Below are 18594 nucleotides of genomic sequence, written 5' to 3'. Positions count from 1 at the left end.
GGATATCATCCGGGTGGCCCTAAGAGGCGTATCGGAGCTGCAGGAAGAGAATAAGCGGCAGGCGGACAAGCTGACAGGCAAATTTAATCTTTTGTTCGCGGCTTTCGGCAGCTTGGGGCTGCAACCAGCCGCCGGACGGGTCTCCATCCCCGAATTTGTGCAGCGAAGTGCGACGAATCTCATCACTTCGATTGCCGCTCTATCGGGAAAAGATGAACTCAGCAGGGACCCGGTAGTGCAGCAGCTCAGGAATGTCATTCAGACCTCCGGCCTCTTGACCGTAGAAAGTATCGCTGCACAAAGTAAGCTGAACGATATCTTCGCGGCGCGGAATCAGATCGCCAAGGCCCAGATGGCCTTCAAAGTGTATCAGGCGTTCGGCAATCAAGCCCAGATGGAGGCTGTCCATACGCAGGCGGAAGAAGCCCGGCAGAAGCTGGCTTCTCTAGGCGTCGCCAAGATCTACTATGAAGCCGGCAAGGATCTAAGCGCCCATTACAGACAACCAGCGGTCACCGCCTGTGAGTATGATCCGTCGATTACAGCGGACAAGGTCCCCTTACTACATAACGAAGAATATTTACTGCTTTTGCGGCTGGCGATGGAGAAAACCGCCGCCGGAGAGTATGCCCGGAGTCAGCTGGCAGCGAAGCGGCAGGAAATTCAGATCGCAGCGGCTCTTAAGCAGGTTCAAGAGCAGATCGAAGCAGAGCGGCGGTTGAACGGGCCGCCGCTCACGCTGCCGGATGGCACGCCAATTACCGCAGACAACAAAGAAAATGAGACCACATTGGAATTTTATCAGGCCAAAGTCTATGTGCCGAATGAATATCTCACCCCGATGTACACCAGTTATCTGGGGTGGCTGGATAACACGTACGGCCTCACGAAATGGGAGAGCAAGGTCCGTCAGTCGGGAGATGTAGTGCTGGCTTTTACCGAAGGATTGGTGAAAGAGGTCGTCATGGGCGTGGCGGATACGGCAACCTTTGCCTTCAAGCTAGTTGTGGACCCGGTCAAAACCACCACAGAAATGAAGCAGCAAGCACAATATCTAATTGACCATCCCGAAGTGCTGGTGGAAGCGGCGAAGATGGCGTATCATCAGTTTGACGAGGGCACACCCGAAGAGAAGGCGAAAATGCTCGGTTCAGTCGCATCCATCCTTGTCCCCGGACTACAGGTCACCAAAGCAGGCAAAGTGGGCAAAGTGCTAGGCGAGGTAGAAGACGTCGTCAGCCAAGCGGCGAAGGATGCCCTGCAAGGGATTAAGCAGAAGCTGCCGAACCTGGGTCCGGTGATGCAGACGCCGGAAGGGTTTGTTTTCAAGATAGGAGAGATCCCCGATACTCCAGCAATGCCGAAAACGCCGGTGCAGCAGCGGTATATGGATGGGTTGGAAGGGAAGGGTGAAGTTCCCAATAAGACTTTTGTCGATAATTCATTTGATGAGGCAGGAAAACTAAAACCGAATGTGAAGTATAAAGCTGGTGAGCACCAATACGATTATGAAACAGATCATCTGGGTAGAATTGAAAACTTTAGTACGGATGATTTAAAATTAACGGCAAGAGATGAACGTTTACCACATGACGCAAATACGCCAGGAAAGGAGTCAGGTGACCACGCAGGTCATTTGGCAGGAGATAGATTTGGCGGCTCGCCAGAGATTGACAACCTTGTATCTCAGTCAAGTAAGGTGAATCTAAGTACGTATAAGAAAATAGAAAATGAATGGGCAAGGGCTTTAAATGCCAAACCGCCGAAACATGTTACTGTTGACGTAAAAATAAAATATGATGAGGATTCGCTTCGACCGTCTAGCTTTAATGTAACCTACACAATAGATGGTGAGCTAAAAGTTTTCGATTTAATAAATTAAAAGGAGATTGGATGATGACAAAGGTATTTGAAGATTATTTTTCAGAACTACAAGCAGATATGGTGTCAATTTGTCTTGAGTATGTGAGTAATAAGGCAGATATGATATATATATATGGTTCTAATGAATTTGGACAATTTAGTACAGATGTATTTTACCAAATTAATAATTTTATTGTTAAAAAACATAAGGTTAATGATGCAGTTTCAGACACTGATAGTAATTCAAGACCTGTTTATAATATTTCGAAAGAAAGACAAGTTGCTTTACTTAACATCTTAAATAAAAATCTCCGTGAAATTAGTGATTTATGCAAAAAAAATAATAGGGAAATGCCTACAGAGATGAAATTGACTTATGATGTATTTAAGAACAAATTAGATGCTCGTTACAGTTACGAGATAAAATATACAAATGATCCTGAAAAATTATCTAGTCATATATTTGATGATTGGTTCGAAGAAGTGGGCGGAAAGTTATAGTTTACAACCTGGGCGACAGAATCGTACAAGACAACCTAAAATGCCACAATGCGAGCTAATCGCCCGTGTTGTGGTCTTTTTTATCCTCTATGTGTTATGACGGGTAAAGGAGCTACACAACTTCTAAGTGGTTTTACAGCACCTTAACTTGTAATCTAATTCAAAGGAGATTTTTAATGTTTACAGAATTTGATGACTATCTTTCAGGATATTTTACGGATGATTATTGGTATGATGAAGGTTTTTTAATTGCACAGTAGATGCTGCTAAAATTCTCCCCACAAGATTGGGGGGAATTATCAAATGGAGTGTTAAATAAGCCGATAGAGTGGCAAAGAAAATTAGCTTATTGTTTGCATAATGAATCTAGCATGGATGAATTGAATATGTTGTTGAAACTGCTAGATACTGATGATGAAGAGCTACTCGAAATCTGTGTTGATTCATTAAGAAGTTTTACTAGTTCTGAAAGTAAAAAACTGATATTGAAAAACCCTTCACTTCTTCAGAGGATTTATGAGTTAATCCCCAATTCAGGGGAAGCGACAAAAAAAGTTTTCTAGAGAAGATACAGAGCTGACGATATTAATGGCAGCAAGGGGGATGCTTAATTGTAATTCGTACAACTAAATCGTCCGATGTGCCGCCAAATCTCCGTTTAGATGTAGTTCGTGCAATTAAAATGCCCCTATACCTGGGTTTTCGCCCATCCGGGTAAATTTAGTTGTACAGACTACAATTAGAAGAGGAAATCTACCCGTTTCACTGTTTTTAGTTGTACAGACTACACTTATCCCTGTTTTCCGCTACGAACGCAGCCTTATACCTTACCGTTTTTAAGGAATGAAATCACTTGTTTAATTCTGATGCTCTACTAAGATGGGATACCAAGATGAATCACTTTAAGTGTTATTTCACCGAATATAATGGACAAGAATGACTGGTGTAAGTTCACGTTCTTCAGATCGGGGTTGTAATCAGGGCAATATTGGCATTTACTATAAAGTATACGGCTATGGCCGATGATATAGATTACAGGAGGCGCGGGGATCATATGGGGAAAAGACAGGGATCGCTGATGAAGACAGCGGTTGGACTTATGCTTGTGTTTGCTGCTTTACCGCCTGCGACGTACTGGGGATACGAGCATGCGTATGCTGCAGCGGATTCGGCGGTGGTGCAGACGACACAAGGAATGACGCAGAAGCTGGCCGGAGCGATGAGTAACCGCAGAGAGACGATTACCTTCACTTATCAGGGCAAGACCGCCAAGCTGAAGAGTGAGATCCAGATGGCAATTAATCAGGCGATGGGGAGCGATCCGTACCTGTATTATATTATTGACAGCTATGCCTTCTCCTACCGCGGAAGCACGCGCGCTGTTCATGTGACGGTTCAGGTGGAATATCGGGAGACGCTGCAGCAGACGGCCTATGTGAACAAGCAGGTGAAGGCTATCCTGCAGCAGATCATAACACCGGGCATGAACAATCACCAGAAGGTAAAAGCGATCCACGACTGGGTCGTGCTGAATCTGGAATATGATCACTCGCACCGCAAATACACCGCTTATGAGGGACTTCAGACCGGGAGTGCGGTCTGCCAGGGCTATACGCTGCTAACCTATAAGCTGCTGCTGGGGGCGGGGATTCCGAACAGAATTGTGGAAGGGACGGCCAGAGCGGCAGATGGTGTGACCCAGTCGCATGCCTGGAATCTGGTGCTTCTGAACGGGGCATGGTATCATCTCGACACCACCTGGGATGACCCGGACCCGAGTCCGGAGGGCGGAATCAGCACGCTCTATTATATGAGGACCGATGCCCAGATGCGCCTTGACCACACTTGGACCAAGTCCTATCCGGCAGCCTCCACCAGTTATGCCCAGACCTTGACTAAGCTGGTCAATCAAGGGGGCCAAGGGGTGGAGGCATACAAGAGGCTGCAGAAGGATCTGAACTACTGGCTGTACGAGGAGAATCAGGTGGTTTCGTCGGCGGAACAGCTCAAGGAGCTTGCGAAGCAGGCGGCAGAGGCCGGACAGCAGTCGCTGCTGTTCCGCTATCGCGGAAGCGACAAACTGCTGAGGCAGGATCTGCAGGTGCTCTACGGGCTGGGACTGAATAACCTGGCCTTCAACAGTTCGCCGTTCGAGAATACAGGAGATCTTAAGGTATATGTGACCTGGAAATAAAAGCGTATCAGCTACCCGGCGAACCAGCCAGGGGGCACTTCAGGCCTTGGTCTCCAGGAATTGGATGGTCTGAAGCTTGTTTGTTGAAGGGTTGAAGCGGACCATCACGACTACGCCGAATTCCCGGCCTGCCTTGCTCCGGACCACCAGCTTGAACTTCTCTTCTGCAAGCTTAGGCTTGATCTGGGTCCGGCCGATGTGCTTGTAATCGATGATCTCGGCGTTGTATTTCTGCTGCGTCTCCTTCACGGCGATGGTTCCCCACCGGGCATAGTCAGGTGCAGCGGAGCTCCGGCTTAACGGGCTGCTCAGGACCAGGGCTAACGTCAACAAGGCTACTGTCCATATTTTTTTCATAAAGGCCTCCTTGAACTGGAATTACAGGTTAGCGTCCCCCGGCCCCCGCGCCTTTATACGACTCCCTGGAGCACAGCTCTGGGGTTTTAGTATTTTCCGTACCCGTTCTCACAGGTAATATTCATTTCGAGAAGCTCGTAAAGAGACTGCTTGGAAGCCTCCAGGTTTTTTTGCGCAGCTTCAATTTCCGTGATTTTGTCGGTGATGATCCGTTTTTGTTCCTCTTTCGATATACCCTGCTTGGAGATCATCGATTTAATATCGTGGATTGAGAATCCAACAGCTAAGCTATTCTTTATGACTTCAAGATACGGAATAATCTCCGGGGCATAATTCCGGTAATTATTCTCTTCTCTAAGGATGTACTCCTCCGTAATAAGGCCTATTTTCTCATAGTAGCGCAGGGTTGATATCGGAAGGTCAGCCCTTTTGGCAACTTCACTGGTTTTCATGGCAATCCCCCCATTTATTGTTCTTGCTATGAAGTATACTTTATAGTTTACAATTCTTCTAGTGATGATACGTTCACGTTCATCCGTACCATTCCTATATAAAAGGAGAGAAATGTACATGAGCACAATGATGGGGAAATACCATAAAACCAATGATTTCAATGAAATTGTCCTGGAACGCCGTTCCGTGAAAGTCTATGATCCTGAGGTGAAAATCAGTAGAGAGGAACTGACAGAGATTCTGGCGGAAGCTTCCCGCGCCCCCTCTGCCATTAACATGCAGCCGTGGCGTTTCCTGGTCATTGACAGCGCTGAAGGCAAAGCGAAGCTGGCACCGCTGGCCTCCTTCAACCAGACCCAGGCGCTCACCTCCTCGGCTGTGATTGCGGTATTTTATGATACGAACAACGTTGAATATATTGACGAAATTTTCGGCAAGGCTGTGGAGCTTGGGTACATGCCCCGCGAGGTGATGGACATGCAGCTGCAGCAGGTCAAGCCTTATTATGCGAACATTTCCGCGTCCGAATTGCGGGATGTCAATCTGATTGACTCGGGGCTTGTAGCGATGCAGTTAATGCTGGTGGCCCGCGCCCACGGATACGATACCAACCCGATGGCCGGGTATGACAAGGAGCATATTGCAGAAGTGTTCGGCCTGGACAAAGAACGGTTCCAGCCGGTCATGCTGATCTCGATAGGCAAAGCCGCCAAAGAGGGGTATCCATCCTACCGTCTGCCGGTTGAGACGATCACAACCTGGGCATAAACAGCAGTTGCCGGAATTCCCACGAAGAGAAGCAAATTTAAGCTAGTAAAGCGTCAGAGTTACAACCCAAAATCTAACGGACCGGAGAGATCTTATCCCCGCGAAAACGCCACTTTTTGCAGTGTAACGGACTCAGGCGACCTTAGAGTCTCTCTATGAGACGTTTCGGAGCTGAAGTGCAAAGGATAAGGCCTGTCGAGTCCGTTACTCGCCCAATAGGCGACTTTCTTCCCAAATAAGCGCACCTCAGTCCGTTACGCTAAGCCAAACGCCCTGAAGAACAAGGCCCGCTTGGAAAAAAGATGTTATTTGAAGGGGACTTGCGTCTGATCCACTATTTTAAATCTGATAAGGTACTAGCAATATATAAAAGACCGGTTTTGGCCCACTTTTGCGGGATCAAAACCGGTCTTTTGCTGAAAGATAAGAATTTATATGCTGCTCCAATGAATCAGTCTGCGTGGGTGCTCAGATCACACTTCTCCAGCGGGATAAGGCTGCTCTTGCGGAACCAGCCATAGCCCAGCCAGATCAGCAGGAACAGCGGCACGCTGACATAGGAGACTAGTATGCCGTACCAGTCGATCTTCGCGCCGGTGAAGGCGCCCATGTTCTGGCCGAATACGGCAACCATACACAGAGCGAAGGCAAACAGCGGACCGAACGGGAACCATCTTGCCCGGTAAGGCAGCTCCTCCAGCGAATGGCCCTGCTTCACGAAGGCCCGGCGGAACCGGTAATGGCAGACGGCAATCCCGAGCCAGTTGATGAAGCCGCACATCCCGGAAGCGTTAAGCAGCCAATTGTACACCGCGCCGTCTCCGAAGAAGGAGGCAAGGAAGGCGAGCATGCCGACAGCGGTAGTCACGAGCAATGCCCCTACAGGAACACCTCTGCGGTTCAGCTTGCCGAGCGCGCGTGGTGCCATTCCATCCTTGGCCATGGCGTACAGGACACGGGTGGAGGCGTACATCCCGGAGTTCCCGGCAGACAGCACGGAGCTGAGAATCACGGCATTCATGACCGAGGCGGCAATCGCCAGCCCTGCTTTGTTGAAGACGATGGTGAACGGGCTGACGCCGATATCATCAATACCGCCGCGGAGCAGATCGGGATTCGTATAAGGAATCAGCATACCGATGACGGCAATGGCGAAAATATAGAAGATCAGGATGCGCCAGAACACCTGGCGGATCGCGATCGGCACGTTGCAGCGCGGATTCTCGCTCTCTCCGGCGGCTACGCCGACCAGCTCTGTTCCCTGGAAGGAGAACCCGGCGGCCATGAAGACCCCCACGAAGGCGAAGAAGCCGCCATGGAACGAGCTGCCTCCGAGCTGGAAGTTGCTGAAGCCCACCGCCTTGCCGCCCAGAATCCCGAAGATCATCAGGACGCCGACCGTCAGGAAGACGACCACCGTAATAATCTTGATAATGGCGAACCAGTATTCCGACTCGCCATACCCCCGCGCAGACAGGAAGTTCAGGCCGAACATGAGCGCCAGGAAGAGCAGGCTCCACAGGAACGAAGGGCTGTCCGGGAACCAGTACTTAATGATAACGGTGGCTGCTGACAGTTCAGCTGCAATGGTCACCGCCCAGTTGTACCAGAAGTTCCAGCCGATAGCGAAGCCGAAGGCGGGGCTGACGAACCGTGTACCGTAGGTGCTGAAGGAACCGGAATCGGGCAGATAGGTGGCCAGCTCCCCAAGGCTGGTCATCAGAAAATAGACCATAATGCCGACGGCCGTGTAGGCGAGCAGTGCTCCGCCCGGACCGGAGGAGGCGATGGCCCCGCCGCTGGCGAGGAACAGTCCGGTTCCGATCGAGCCGCCGAGGGCGATCATGGTCAGATGTCTTGCTTTGAAGGATTTGCGCAGGCCCGGCGTATTGGCGTTGCCCGCCTGTACTGCCGGCCGTTTAGGCTGCTGTGCTTGCATGAATAAGACACTCCCTTTAGATTGATAGTTCTGTTCACAGTGGGAGTGCCGCTGCCTGCATGTGCCGGTGTCTTCTTCCCGGCATGCTGCACGCAAAAAAACCGCAGACGGACGCTGCGGTTTCCTGATTATAGGCTCCGCATCATACTCCCTGTTAAGATAGCGCAACACAGTGCAGCTCCCGCAGTCTCCTGACAGGCGGCAATACACAGTGACAGTTCCGCGCCTTTCGGCAAACGGCCCCAATCGTAGCTGCGGACTAAGAGCAGCAGTTACGATTTCGGCGGATATTCCTTTGGGCGCGTATCACTGATGGCTCTTAGGCATCTCCACGCGCTTACTCTTCTTATCCGCGACCTCTACCTCATCCTAGGTATGATGAGGCTATCTTTGAACGATATGAACAACAGGAATCAGTATAAGGCATACCGGCTTCTCAGGCAATGACAAAATACGGCAGGTTCACGTCAGCTCCGCCGGCGCTCTGACATCTGCTGCCAGACAGTGCCCGCTGCTTCCTCGCCGGACAGAATTCGCTCCAGCGCCATCTTGGCCTGGAGACCTACCTCGAATTCGGGGTCTTCGGCAGCCACGCTCAGCGCGTCCTGGGCCTCGGCGGTCCCGACTTCGTAGAGGAAGCGTGCCGCCCGCCAGCGCACCAGCTTGCTGGCATCACTGAGCGACGCTGTCATCACCGGCGTCGCCGCCGGGTCGCCGATGTCGGAGAGCGTGTCCCCGGCTGTGCGCCGCACGGCCGGGGCGCTGTCCTTCATCGCCTCATAGAGCAGCTCCATCGCACCCGGCGTGCGGATGTCGCCCAGGTACACGACCGCAAGTCTGCGAATCTGCAGCTTGGGGTCGTGCAGCGCCGCCCGCAGCTCCGGCAGGAGCTGCTCGCCCGGCGCCAGATCCTCCAGCGCGGCGTAGCGCACGCGCCAATCCGCATCGTGCAGGTCCCGCAGCAGCTCGGCCTGCTCTTTCTTGTGCCGCTGCTCGACGAACTCGCCGGCAGCCCCGTGCGCGATGGCCTGCTGCACGAGGGAGTCGAGGCGTTCCTGCGGATACGCCGCCTCCAGCTCCTGCTCGACCTCGCGGGCAATCTCCGGCGGCTCGCCGTAGCGTACGCCGTAATCGCTGAGCTTGCGCTCCTTGATCATCACGGCGCTAGCCACATCGGTCACCGCCTGGGTGAAGCGGCTGGAGAGGGCGATGCGCTCCTCCTTCGCGCCGGTCTTGACGCGGATCTGGATCGGGATACCGCGGAACATCTGCACGAACACCTGGGACTCCCCGTAGTGGGTGCCGTCATTCTCATCGCCGAGACTGTATTCCGCGCTGAGGCCGTCCGCTCCGAAGCGGTTCTGGACCTCGCGCAGAATTGCAGCCCAGTCCGCACTGCCTTTGCGCTCCAGCGCGGCGAAGTCAGCGGCATGATAAATACTCGTAACGCCTGGAATCTCCAGCATCTCCTGCGCCCAGGAAGGGGCGGAGCGCCGGGTCTCCGGGGTATAGGTCCGGCGGATACCGGGTGCAAGGCTTTCATCGAGATGAAGCTTCATGGTATTTGGACTCGGTGTCGGTTCAATAAATGTAATCTTCATATGTCAGCTCCTCTTCTAAGTAGCATAAGCACCGTTTGCTTTACCCGCATTTTACCTCATTTAAGCAAGTGAATACAAAGGGGCGGACGCGAAGCCGCTAAAATTTAAAATATTGTTGAATTAGCAACTCAAACGGGAATGTTGCACACTTTGCAATTTGAACTTCTTAAATAACCGGGTTGTTGAGGGAATGTTGCATGGAATGCAGGAAATATCCCACTAAGACCGCACGGTGGGGTAGAAATGCTGATATATATGCAACAATCTTGGGTATGAGGCTGAGATAGGGAGGGAATGTTGCAATTCGTGCAGGATTTCATCCTTCCTTATGCCGCCTGATACCGCCTCCTGCTGCCCCATACCGCCCGTTAAATCCGCCTGATCCCTGACAACTGATGCCCGGACGTTTCCCCTTTAGCCATTTGGGTACAATTTGTAATGAGCGTCCCGCAGGGCCCTGTAATTTTGCAAATGATTCTGCGGAACCCTATAGTTAAGATATGTGGTTTGCCGCCCGGCAACAGAAATGGCAAATCTGCTATAAGGAGTGGTTCTTGCTATGGCCAGAATACGTTATAACAACATCGACAATGTAAGCACCGATAAAACACTTAAGGAATTCCGCCAATGGCGTGAGGAACGCCGCCGGAAGAAGAAGGATTACACCTATAAAGTGCCGAATCATCCGCCGCGGCTCGACTATCTGGCCGGGAACCGGCTGGAGACAACAATTACGTGGATCGGGCACTCTACCTTTTTTCTGCAATACGAAGGGCTTAATATCATCACCGACCCGATCTGGGCGCGGCGGCTGGGCTTCGAGAAACGGATCGGGCAGCCGGGCATTCCGCTGGCGGATATCCCGCCCATCGATCTGATTCTGATCTCTCATTCCCACTATGATCACCTGCATATCGCGTCCATCCGCAAGCTGTACCGGGCAGGAACAACCCTTGTGGTGCCTGCCGGACTTAAGCGCAAAATGCTCCGCAAGGGCTTCCCGAACTGTCAGGAAATGCAGTGGTGGGAGGAGATTACACTGGGCGCTGTCAAGCTGACGTTTGTCCCGACCCAGCACTGGACGCGGAGAACACCGTTCGATACGAATTCCTCGCACTGGGGCGGTTATGTGCTTCAGCCGGCAGACCCGCAGAAGCATCCGGAGGGGGAAGAGGGCAAGGCGCAGGATAAGCTGCTTCCGCCGAACCTCTATTTTGCCGGAGACAGCGGCTTCTTCCCGGGCTTCAAGGAGATCGGCAGACGCTTCAAGCTGCATGTTGCGCTGATGCCAATTGGCGCTTATGAGCCTGAATGGTTCATGAACTCCCAGCATGTGAATCCCGAGGAGGCGGTGCAGGCCTTCCTTGATGTAGGGGCCGAGCTGATGATTCCGATGCACTTCGGCACCTTCAGGCTGGCCGATGATACCGCCCGCGAAGCGCTGGACCGGATGGAGCAGGCGAGGGTGGCGCAGGGGCTTGGCGAGGAGCGTATCCGTACCCTCGGGTACGGGGAGACGCTGGTCGTCCAGCCCGAGGAACGCCCGGCGGGGCAATAGCCCGTACAAGGCTTGTATTAAACACTTCTACTTAAATAAGAGCCGTAATAAGGGCCATTTTGCTTGATTTTATGCTATAATGAGCCGGAACCTATGTGAAAAGGATGGTAATGCTTAATGATTAGCACAAGCGGTATAACACTCCGCTACGGAAAACGCGCACTATTTGAGGATGTAAACATAAAATTCACACCCGGCAACTGCTACGGTCTGATTGGCGCGAACGGCGCCGGCAAATCGACCTTCCTAAAGATTCTGTCCGGAGAGATCGAAGCGAACATCGGCGATGTGCACATCACACCCGGTGAACGTCTGGCCGTACTGAAACAGAACCATTTCGAGTATGACGAGTTCCAGGTGCTGGAGACCGTAATCATGGGTCATACCCGCCTGTATGAAATTATGAAGGAAAAGGACGCCCTGTACGCAAAAAGCGACTTCACCGAAGCGGACGGACTTCGTGCCGGTGAGCTGGAAGGCGAATTTGCGGAGCTGAATGGCTGGGACGCCGAGCCTGACGCAGCCGCCATGCTGATCGGTCTTGGTATCATGCGTGAGATGCACGACAAGAAAATGGCCGAACTCAGCGGCAACGAGAAGGTGCGGGTCCTGCTGGCCCAGGCCCTGTTCGGACGTCCGAACAACCTGCTGCTCGATGAGCCTACCAACCATTTGGATCTTGAATCGATTGGCTGGCTGGAGAATTTCCTTATGGACTACGAAGGCACCGTTATCGTGGTATCCCATGACCGTCACTTCCTGAACAAGGTCTGTACGCATATTGCGGATATCGATTTCGGCAAAATCCAGATGTATGTCGGCAACTACGACTTCTGGTATGAGTCCAGCCAATTGGCCCAGGCGCTGCAGCGCGATGCCAACAAGAAGAAGGAAGACAAGATGAAGGAGCTGCAAGCCTTCATTCAGCGCTTCTCGGCGAACGCCTCGAAATCGAAGCAGGCGACTTCCCGTAAGAAGCAGCTCGAGAAGATTACCCTGGATGACATCCGTCCGTCCAACCGTAAATATCCGTTCCTGAACTTCAAGCCGGAGCGTGAAGCCGGCAAGCAGCTGCTTACGATCAGCGGCCTGACCAAGGCAGTGGACGGTGAGAAGGTGCTGGATGAAGTCAGCTTTGTAGTCAACAAAGGGGATAAGATCGCTTTTGTAGGACCGCATTCCCAGCCTAAATCCCTGCTGTTCGATGTCATTATGGGCGAGAAGGAAGCAGATGCGGGTGAGTACACTTGGGGAGTGACAACTACCCAGGCGTATTTCCCTAAGGATAACTCCAGCTACTTCGACGGGGTGAATATGAACCTGGTGGAATGGCTGCGCCAATACTCCAAGGATCAGGACGAGACCTTCCTGCGCGGCTTCCTGGGCCGGATGCTGTTCGCCGGCGAAGAAGCACTGAAGAAGGCAAGTGTATTGTCCGGAGGCGAGAAGGTCCGCTGTATGCTGGCCAAGATGATGCTGAACGGAGCCAACGTGCTGGTATTCGATGAGCCTACCAATCACTTGGACCTGGAATCGATCACCGCACTCAATAACGGCCTGATCGACTTTGACGGCACGATCCTGTTCACCTCTCATGACCATCAGTTCATCCAGACGATTGCCAACCGCATTATCGAGATTACTCCGGCTGGAATTATTGACCGTACGATGAGCTATGACGAGTATCTGGAGAACCCGGAGATCAAGGAAATGCGTGCCCGGATGTACCCTGTAGAAGCTTAAGAACTAGATATAGGCAGAATGAACAGTTATGAGTTCACATACAAACGGCTGCGTCGTCCCCAGAGGGATTACGCAGCCGTTTATGTTCATCATATACAACAACCTAGAAGTCTAGGAACCGCCAGTCCGGCGGCGCTGATTGTTAGGCTTCTTGTTATTCTGGCTTTTCAGCGGTTTCGCGGAGCCGGCCTGGAAGGTTGAACCCGGTTTTCCTGAAGCATGCTGTTTCTTCTGCTCCAGCTTCTGGCGGATCGCATCAGCCAAATTAATTTTTGGTTTCTCATTGTTCTCGCTCATTATGTTACCCCCTTAGGCAGCAAGTCCTTATTCCTTATTCTAATTGTTTTTAAATGCTGCTACAAGGGCAAGAATAACTCAAAGAAAGTTTTCCTGTAATTATGCGGCAAAGGATGGGAGGGGCGGCAGAAATGACCGATATTTATGAGGATATACGCAAGGGTGAAAAGGGTGCGATGGTCAGCATTGCTGCTTATCTGGTTCTGTCTGCCTTCAAGCTGATCTGCGGCTACTTGTTCGCTTCCAGTGCGCTCCTGGCGGACGGATTCAACAATTTAACCGATATTGTGGCCTCGCTGGCGGTGCTGATCGGGCTGCGCATCTCGCGGAAGCCGCCGGATTCCGATCACACCTACGGGCATTTCCGGGCCGAGACGATTGCGGCGCTGATGGCCTCTTTTATTATGGCGCTGGTGGGTATTCAGGTTATTGTGGAGGCGGTGCGCTCGCTGTTCGAGGGGGAGAAGGCCACGCCGCAGCTCTGGTCTGCCGGTGTTGCGCTGGTGTGTGCGGTAGCGATGATGGGGGTATATATATATAACAAGCGCCTGGCCGAGCGAATTAATAACCATGCTCTGATGTCTGCTGCCAAGGATAATTTCTCGGATGCTATCGTAAGCGTAGGTGCAGCTGTAGGGATTGTAGGGGCACAATTCGGACTGCCGTGGATCGATTCCGCGGCTGCCATCGGAGTCGGCTTGCTGATTATCAAGACCGCCTGGGATATTTTCCGCGATTCCACGTACCGGCTGACGGACGGATTTGACGAAGACAAGCTGCTGGACCTGCGCAGCACCATTGCCCGGACACCGGGCGTAGAGGGCATCAAGGATCTGAAGGCCCGTGTACACGGCAATCATGTGCTGGTGGATGTAGTCGTAGAGGTAAATGCCCGCATGACAGTCATGGAAGGGCATGAGATCAGCGACTCGATTGAAGAACGGATGACCAAGCTGCACAACATCATGCATGTGCAAGTTCACGTGGAGCCCAAGGACTAACATTCCATGATTTCTCCTAGTTAGCTGTAATTTCCACCAAATCCAAGGAGAAATCGAGACTATAGACCTGTATGTTACCATAAGATGGAAAGGTTTTTTGTGAAATTTGGAGCATGTTCCAAATCCCGGGCCAGCCTATAATGAGGGCAGAAAGCAACAAACGTAGCGCGCGCCGTTGTTGATTTTCTTAATACGCTAAGCGGGGGAACGCTATGATCGTATCACGCAAGAAAATTACAGCATCGTTATGGGTTTCCGCATCACTGGCATTATCCTTGGGAGTGTTCAGTCCCGGGCAGGCTTTCGCTGCAACCGATTCTTCGATTACAACGCTTGCGGCGTCCGCTGGACAGACAGGCATCATTGAAGCTTCGGTCCGGCTGCGTACAGATCCGTCTACCAGCAGCACGGTATTGAAATATCTGAATAAAGGCGACCAGGTTGTTATTCTGGAAGCTGCGAACAGTTACTGGTACAAAGTAAGAACGGCAGAGGGAATTGTGGGGTATATGAGCTCAGGGGATTCCTATATCCGGGTAGGTACAGCTTCCGCACCTGCGTCCCGGACAGCGGTGATTCAGGCCACGGTCCGTGTAAGGGATACCCCTGCAACCAGCGGTCAAGTGGTTGGATATCTCTATAAGAATGACCAGGTAACCATTCTTGAAGAGACCAACAGCTATTGGTACAAAATAAGAACGGCAAACGGGACGGTGGGTTATACAAGCTCATCCGATCAATATATTACAGCGGGTGCTTCATCGCCGCCTGCTCCAGCCACTCCAACACCTGCACCTGTTCAGACACCGGTGCCGGCACCTGTTCCAACACCAGCTCCGGCACCTGTACCTACAGCCGGGCAGACTGCTGTGATTGAACGAGTGATATCAGCGGGCACGGGCTATCTGGGAACACCATATGAATATGGCTCTGACCGCAATAATACAAGTACCTTCGATTGCTCTGATTTCATCCGCCAGATCTTCATGGATGCAGCGAACTTGAAGCTGCCTGCCGATTCCCGGCAGCAAGGGGACTGGGTGAAGCAGAACAGTGGTGCAGTTACGGATGTATCCGGCTTGAAGCGGGGCGATTTGATGTTCTTCATGGATTATAAAGGAACTTCTCCCTCTGCTTATGCCGGAATCAACAAATCTACGGCAAGAATTACGCATGTCGCCATGTATTTGGGTGACGGGAAGCTGCTGCATACCTATTCAGTAAGCTCCGGCGGTGTAAGAGTGGATAATCTTAGCGCTTCTTGGATGAACCGTTTCCTGTACGGAGGCTCGGTCATCCGCTAATATATACAGCTAGGACAGCAAGAAGCGACAGGCAGTACAAGTTTGTGACGGGTGAACTACAAGCGGGTGTATGGCGGGGTTATCCCTCCAGTAGAAGATTCTACTGGAGGGATAACCCTTTTTATATGTTTTGGTGGGGGAATTTAGCATCCATTAGACGCAAAAAAAGGCCGTTTGGATTGGCGTCCACGTGCCTTGTTAGGTACATCCGTTGAGTCATAGCTGCAGCATATGAGTGGAGCAGCTATGACTCCTATATGTCCAATCGCTTATGGATTGATTACGTATGCAGAGGCAGGAACCTTGATCCAGGCTTTACCCAGCCAAGTGTAGATTTCTCTCCATTCGTTGCCCATAGCGTCTTTTGTGATCACACCAGTAGTATCAACAGTCTGTGCACCCAACCAGCCAATAGCAGTTGTGCTTCCCGCAGAAAGATGGAATGCTGTGAGTTTGGTCAGAATGATCTGAGGTGTTGCTGGCTTGATGTCAGCTTGTGTAATTACCGGGTCTGCCGGGTTCAGGTAAGTCACTCCGGTTACAGTTGTTACTGCATCGGAAGAAGTGGTTTTGGTAGTTTCTGTTGTTCCTGTTACTACCTCAGCTGCGGAAGCTGTTGCTGCCAAGGAAGCCATAAGACCCATTGCTACTGTTAAACTGGCTAATTTTTTCATCGATGATTCCTCCTAGGTATGATGGTGAGATGTTCTATGTTCATGCTGTGCTAATAAGGATGTAAACATAAATTGCATTGAATGAACCAGCGGCATCAATAAATTTTATTTTTCTTGTCCGGCCTTAGCGGGGAACGCCTCATTACGGACTGAATCACGGATGACAACCTGAGCGGAAAGGCCTATACTTTTTGAAGGGGAATGAAGCCCATTTCAACACTACATAAGACTGGCGGGAACAGCAAAAGGCCCGGAGATCTCCTGGCGGAGGCCTCCGGGCCTGCAGCACTGCCTGTCCGGCAGTCAGCTAACGGCGTGCTTGCCTACATAGATCGTCCCCTGCGGCCCATAAAGAGTGAGACCACGAAGAGGACCAGGAAGATGTAGAACAATACTTTGGCGATGCCGACAGCCGCCGCCACAATATTGAAGAATCCGAAGATACCGGCGATCAGGGCGACTACCAGCAGAATTATTGACCATCTTAGCATGAGATGTCATCCTTTCTGTGCGTTGATGTAGTCATTGTTTAAACGGGGCGTATCCATTTGAAACAGGGAGGAAAGGAAGAGGATTCCAGGGGCTTGACCTTTGTTTCGGCCCAATTCTGTAAGGGTAACTATGCAGTATCAGACAGTGCAAACCGATAATTTACACACTCGGAAGGGGTTATCTACAATGATCATTGAACTTAGCGTAGCACTGGCTGCTATCGCATTCGCAGTACTCGTATTCTTTTTAATCAAAACCTTGAAGTCAGCGAAGGAATCGCTCGACAAGGTCAGTCAGACTCTGCAGGAGGTTCAGAAGACTATTGATGAGCTTACCTATGAAGTCAAAACAACAGTCCGGCATGCCAATGACATCACAGCGGATGTGCAGGGTAAAATTCAGAAAATTGACCCGATCGTGGATTCTGTAAAGAATCTGGGCGATGTCATGAACGAGCTGACATTGACCGTGAAGCAGGTATCTGTAACGGTAATTGAGAAATTCCGTAAATCACGTGAACTGAAGGATAAGGCAAAATCGGTATCCATCGCAGAAGCCCCGTTAACACCGGCCGAGGAGAGAACCGTGCAATCCTATGAGGCAGTGAGTTCAAGCAAATCCAAGGGCAAGATAGCCTCAGCCCTCAAAGGCGTGGATGCAGCCGCTGCAATCTGGCAGAAATTCCGCCATTAATACGATGGAATGAAATACGGCGGGGCTCAGGACGGGGCAATATCAGCTCATGAAAGGCGGGAACCCTATGAAAATGGTTATTCTCTTGCTTAGTCTGCTTGCTCCCTTCATATCTGCACCGCCGCAGGATGAGACTGTTTCTCCCGCTCCCGGTACCGCTGCACAGCTGCCGGTAATGTTCGCCTTCGAGCATAGCGCAGCTGCCGATCTCTACATAAGCAGCTTCGACTCCTTGTCCGGCATTAGCTTATATATGACGGAAGAGGAGCTGCTGCAGATCAAGGGAACCCCTCAGCAGATTGTTGAAGATCCTTGGGCCGGGTGTCTTGAATATCAGTATGCCGATAGCTCGGCGGGGGTATGCGGCGGTGTTGTCCTGTATGTTCATGCTTCGCCTTCCCAGGCCGGACAATATGGTCTGAGCCTCAATGGACGGATGCTTAATCCGCAGGCCATGAACGTGCAGGATATGCTGGGAGCGCCTGATTATGAAGCTGAGGATGGGGATGTTTATATTAGAGGAGAGGCTGCGCTCAAGATCTACCGCAATACGGAGAGCGGCGAATGGGCCGGGCTGGATTTATTCGACGCGTATTCCTTCTGAAGCTGTTTCAAGCGCGGCGATTTGGGTTAATGAATGCTCAGTCATCCATCCGGTGGCTGGGCCCTTATTCATTATGAAGGAGAGTGATCTCATGGATTCAACAGGTACACAGGCTTATGCCAAGCTCCTGGAGAACGGCGTTCAGGCGATCGAAGAAGTGAATCGGCTCCGTAGCAGCGGCTACACCAGAGAGGATCTTTATGTGATCAGTCACGATGAAGACCGCGAAGGGCGTATCGTGGACGCCGCAGATACTAATGAAGTGGGGCTGAGTGAAGAAGGGCTGTTCGGTGCCATTGCCAACCTATTCCGTTCGCGCGGCGACGCTTTACGCTTCAAGATGACTTCACTGGGCTTCAGCGCAGCGGAGGCGGCATTTTACGAGAAAGAGCTGGATACAGGCAAGGTTCTGGTCATTGCCAAAAGAAACCCACAATAATCGCGGGTCGGCTTCGCTGACCTTAATAGTACAATAGCGTAACCTCCAGTCCCACTAGACGTTAGTGGAGCTGGAGGTTACTTTGTTGAAGCCGGGACCTGCTTTATGCCAAT

19 protein-coding genes and 1 riboswitch are annotated in these 18594 nt (G+C 51.5%); of the genes, 12 read left to right on the top strand and 7 right to left on the bottom strand.

Features of this window, described 5'->3' with window-relative positions; genetic code table 11:
- The 4 genes from C173_RS35100 to C173_RS25545 all read left to right on the top strand — a co-directional run.
- Positions 1 to 1882 (top strand): DNA/RNA non-specific endonuclease (locus C173_RS35100; protein ID WP_235192021.1); only part of this gene is annotated, 1882 nt, incomplete at its 5' end.
- 14 nt (positions 1883 to 1896) lie between these two features.
- Positions 1897 to 2364 (top strand): hypothetical protein, encoded by a 468-nt coding sequence (locus C173_RS25555; protein WP_036730331.1) that lies wholly within the window; start codon positions 1897 to 1899, stop codon positions 2362 to 2364.
- 260 nt (positions 2365 to 2624) lie between these two features.
- The gene (locus tag C173_RS25550) at positions 2625 to 2927 is read left to right on the top strand and encodes a hypothetical protein (RefSeq protein ID WP_235192020.1); all 303 of its coding nucleotides are present in this window, start codon (positions 2625 to 2627) and stop codon (positions 2925 to 2927) included.
- Positions 2928 to 3418: 491 nt separating this feature from the next.
- Positions 3419 to 4558 carry a transglutaminase domain-containing protein gene (locus tag C173_RS25545; protein ID WP_036730329.1) on the top strand — a complete coding sequence of 380 codons (1140 nt, stop codon included), beginning with the start codon at positions 3419 to 3421 and terminating at the stop codon, positions 4556 to 4558.
- A 39-nt stretch (positions 4559 to 4597) separates the two neighbouring features.
- On the opposite strand, the gene C173_RS25540 is transcribed toward C173_RS25545, so the two are convergent.
- Together C173_RS25540 and C173_RS25535 are read right to left on the bottom strand one after the other, a co-directional pair.
- On the bottom strand, positions 4598 to 4915 hold the full coding sequence (locus C173_RS25540) for a DUF3889 domain-containing protein (RefSeq protein WP_036730327.1): 318 nt from the start codon (positions 4913 to 4915) through the stop codon (positions 4598 to 4600).
- Between the two features lie 86 nt (positions 4916 to 5001).
- The gene (locus tag C173_RS25535) at positions 5002 to 5367 is read right to left on the bottom strand and encodes a MerR family transcriptional regulator (RefSeq protein WP_036730325.1); all 366 of its coding nucleotides are present in this window, start codon (positions 5365 to 5367) and stop codon (positions 5002 to 5004) included.
- Between the two features lie 118 nt (positions 5368 to 5485).
- On the opposite strand from C173_RS25535, the gene C173_RS25530 reads away from it, so the two are divergent.
- Complete coding sequence (locus C173_RS25530) at positions 5486 to 6136, top strand: nitroreductase family protein (RefSeq protein ID WP_155991646.1); 651 nt, start codon at positions 5486 to 5488, stop codon at positions 6134 to 6136.
- Between the two features lie 451 nt (positions 6137 to 6587).
- Here C173_RS25530 and C173_RS25525 read toward each other — a convergent pair whose 3' ends face one another.
- Together C173_RS25525 and C173_RS25520 are read right to left on the bottom strand one after the other, a co-directional pair.
- Positions 6588 to 8075 carry an amino acid permease gene (locus C173_RS25525; RefSeq protein WP_051478404.1) on the bottom strand — a complete coding sequence of 496 codons (1488 nt, stop codon included), beginning with the start codon at positions 8073 to 8075 and terminating at the stop codon, positions 6588 to 6590.
- 152 nt (positions 8076 to 8227) lie between these two features.
- Positions 8228 to 8445, bottom strand: a riboswitch (Lysine riboswitch).
- 97 nt (positions 8446 to 8542) lie between these two features.
- Positions 8543 to 9676, bottom strand: coding sequence for a conserved virulence factor C family protein (locus tag C173_RS25520; RefSeq protein WP_036730323.1), 1134 nt, complete (start codon positions 9674 to 9676; stop codon positions 8543 to 8545).
- A 559-nt stretch (positions 9677 to 10235) separates the two neighbouring features.
- Here C173_RS25520 and C173_RS25515 point away from each other — a divergent pair.
- Positions 10236 to 11234, top strand: a complete 999-nt coding sequence (locus C173_RS25515) for an MBL fold metallo-hydrolase (protein ID WP_036730321.1) — start codon at positions 10236 to 10238, stop codon at positions 11232 to 11234.
- Positions 11235 to 11351: 117 nt separating this feature from the next.
- On the top strand, positions 11352 to 12977 hold the full coding sequence (locus tag C173_RS25510; RefSeq protein WP_036730319.1) for an ABC-F family ATP-binding cassette domain-containing protein: 1626 nt from the start codon (positions 11352 to 11354) through the stop codon (positions 12975 to 12977).
- A gap of 111 nt (positions 12978 to 13088) precedes the next feature.
- Here the strand turns inward: C173_RS25510 and C173_RS25505 are convergent, their stop codons facing one another.
- The gene (locus C173_RS25505) at positions 13089 to 13274 is read right to left on the bottom strand and encodes a hypothetical protein (protein WP_036694961.1); all 186 of its coding nucleotides are present in this window, start codon (positions 13272 to 13274) and stop codon (positions 13089 to 13091) included.
- Positions 13275 to 13405: 131 nt separating this feature from the next.
- On the opposite strand from C173_RS25505, the gene C173_RS25500 reads away from it, so the two are divergent.
- Both C173_RS25500 and C173_RS25495 read left to right on the top strand, forming a co-directional pair.
- Complete coding sequence (locus C173_RS25500) at positions 13406 to 14275, top strand: cation diffusion facilitator family transporter (protein ID WP_036730317.1); 870 nt, start codon at positions 13406 to 13408, stop codon at positions 14273 to 14275.
- Between the two features lie 212 nt (positions 14276 to 14487).
- A complete protein-coding gene (locus C173_RS25495; protein WP_036730315.1) occupies positions 14488 to 15579 on the top strand; it encodes a C40 family peptidase in 1092 nt (363 codons plus the stop codon).
- Between the two features lie 269 nt (positions 15580 to 15848).
- On the opposite strand, the gene C173_RS25490 is transcribed toward C173_RS25495, so the two are convergent.
- Together C173_RS25490 and C173_RS33880 are read right to left on the bottom strand one after the other, a co-directional pair.
- Positions 15849 to 16253, bottom strand: a complete 405-nt coding sequence (locus tag C173_RS25490) for a hypothetical protein (RefSeq protein ID WP_036730313.1) — start codon at positions 16251 to 16253, stop codon at positions 15849 to 15851.
- Between the two features lie 323 nt (positions 16254 to 16576).
- Positions 16577 to 16744, bottom strand: a complete 168-nt coding sequence (locus C173_RS33880) for a DUF1328 domain-containing protein (protein ID WP_036730311.1) — start codon at positions 16742 to 16744, stop codon at positions 16577 to 16579.
- A gap of 187 nt (positions 16745 to 16931) precedes the next feature.
- Between C173_RS33880 and C173_RS25480 the strand changes: the two genes are divergently transcribed.
- From C173_RS25480 to C173_RS25470, 3 genes are all read left to right on the top strand, one after another.
- Positions 16932 to 17438 (top strand): DUF948 domain-containing protein, encoded by a 507-nt coding sequence (locus C173_RS25480; RefSeq protein WP_036730309.1) that lies wholly within the window; start codon positions 16932 to 16934, stop codon positions 17436 to 17438.
- Positions 17439 to 17505: 67 nt separating this feature from the next.
- On the top strand, positions 17506 to 18042 hold the full coding sequence (locus C173_RS25475; protein ID WP_036730307.1) for a hypothetical protein: 537 nt from the start codon (positions 17506 to 17508) through the stop codon (positions 18040 to 18042).
- Positions 18043 to 18133: 91 nt separating this feature from the next.
- Entirely contained in the window at positions 18134 to 18481 is a 348-nt protein-coding gene (locus C173_RS25470; protein ID WP_036730305.1) for a general stress protein, read from the top strand.
- Positions 18482 to 18594: the final 113 nt, after the last annotated feature.

The organism is Paenibacillus sp. FSL R7-277, assembly GCF_000517965.1.
Classification (GTDB): Bacteria; Bacillota; Bacilli; order Paenibacillales; family Paenibacillaceae; genus Paenibacillus_AQ; species Paenibacillus_AQ silagei.
This window is presented reverse-complemented; position numbering and strand designations above follow the sequence as displayed.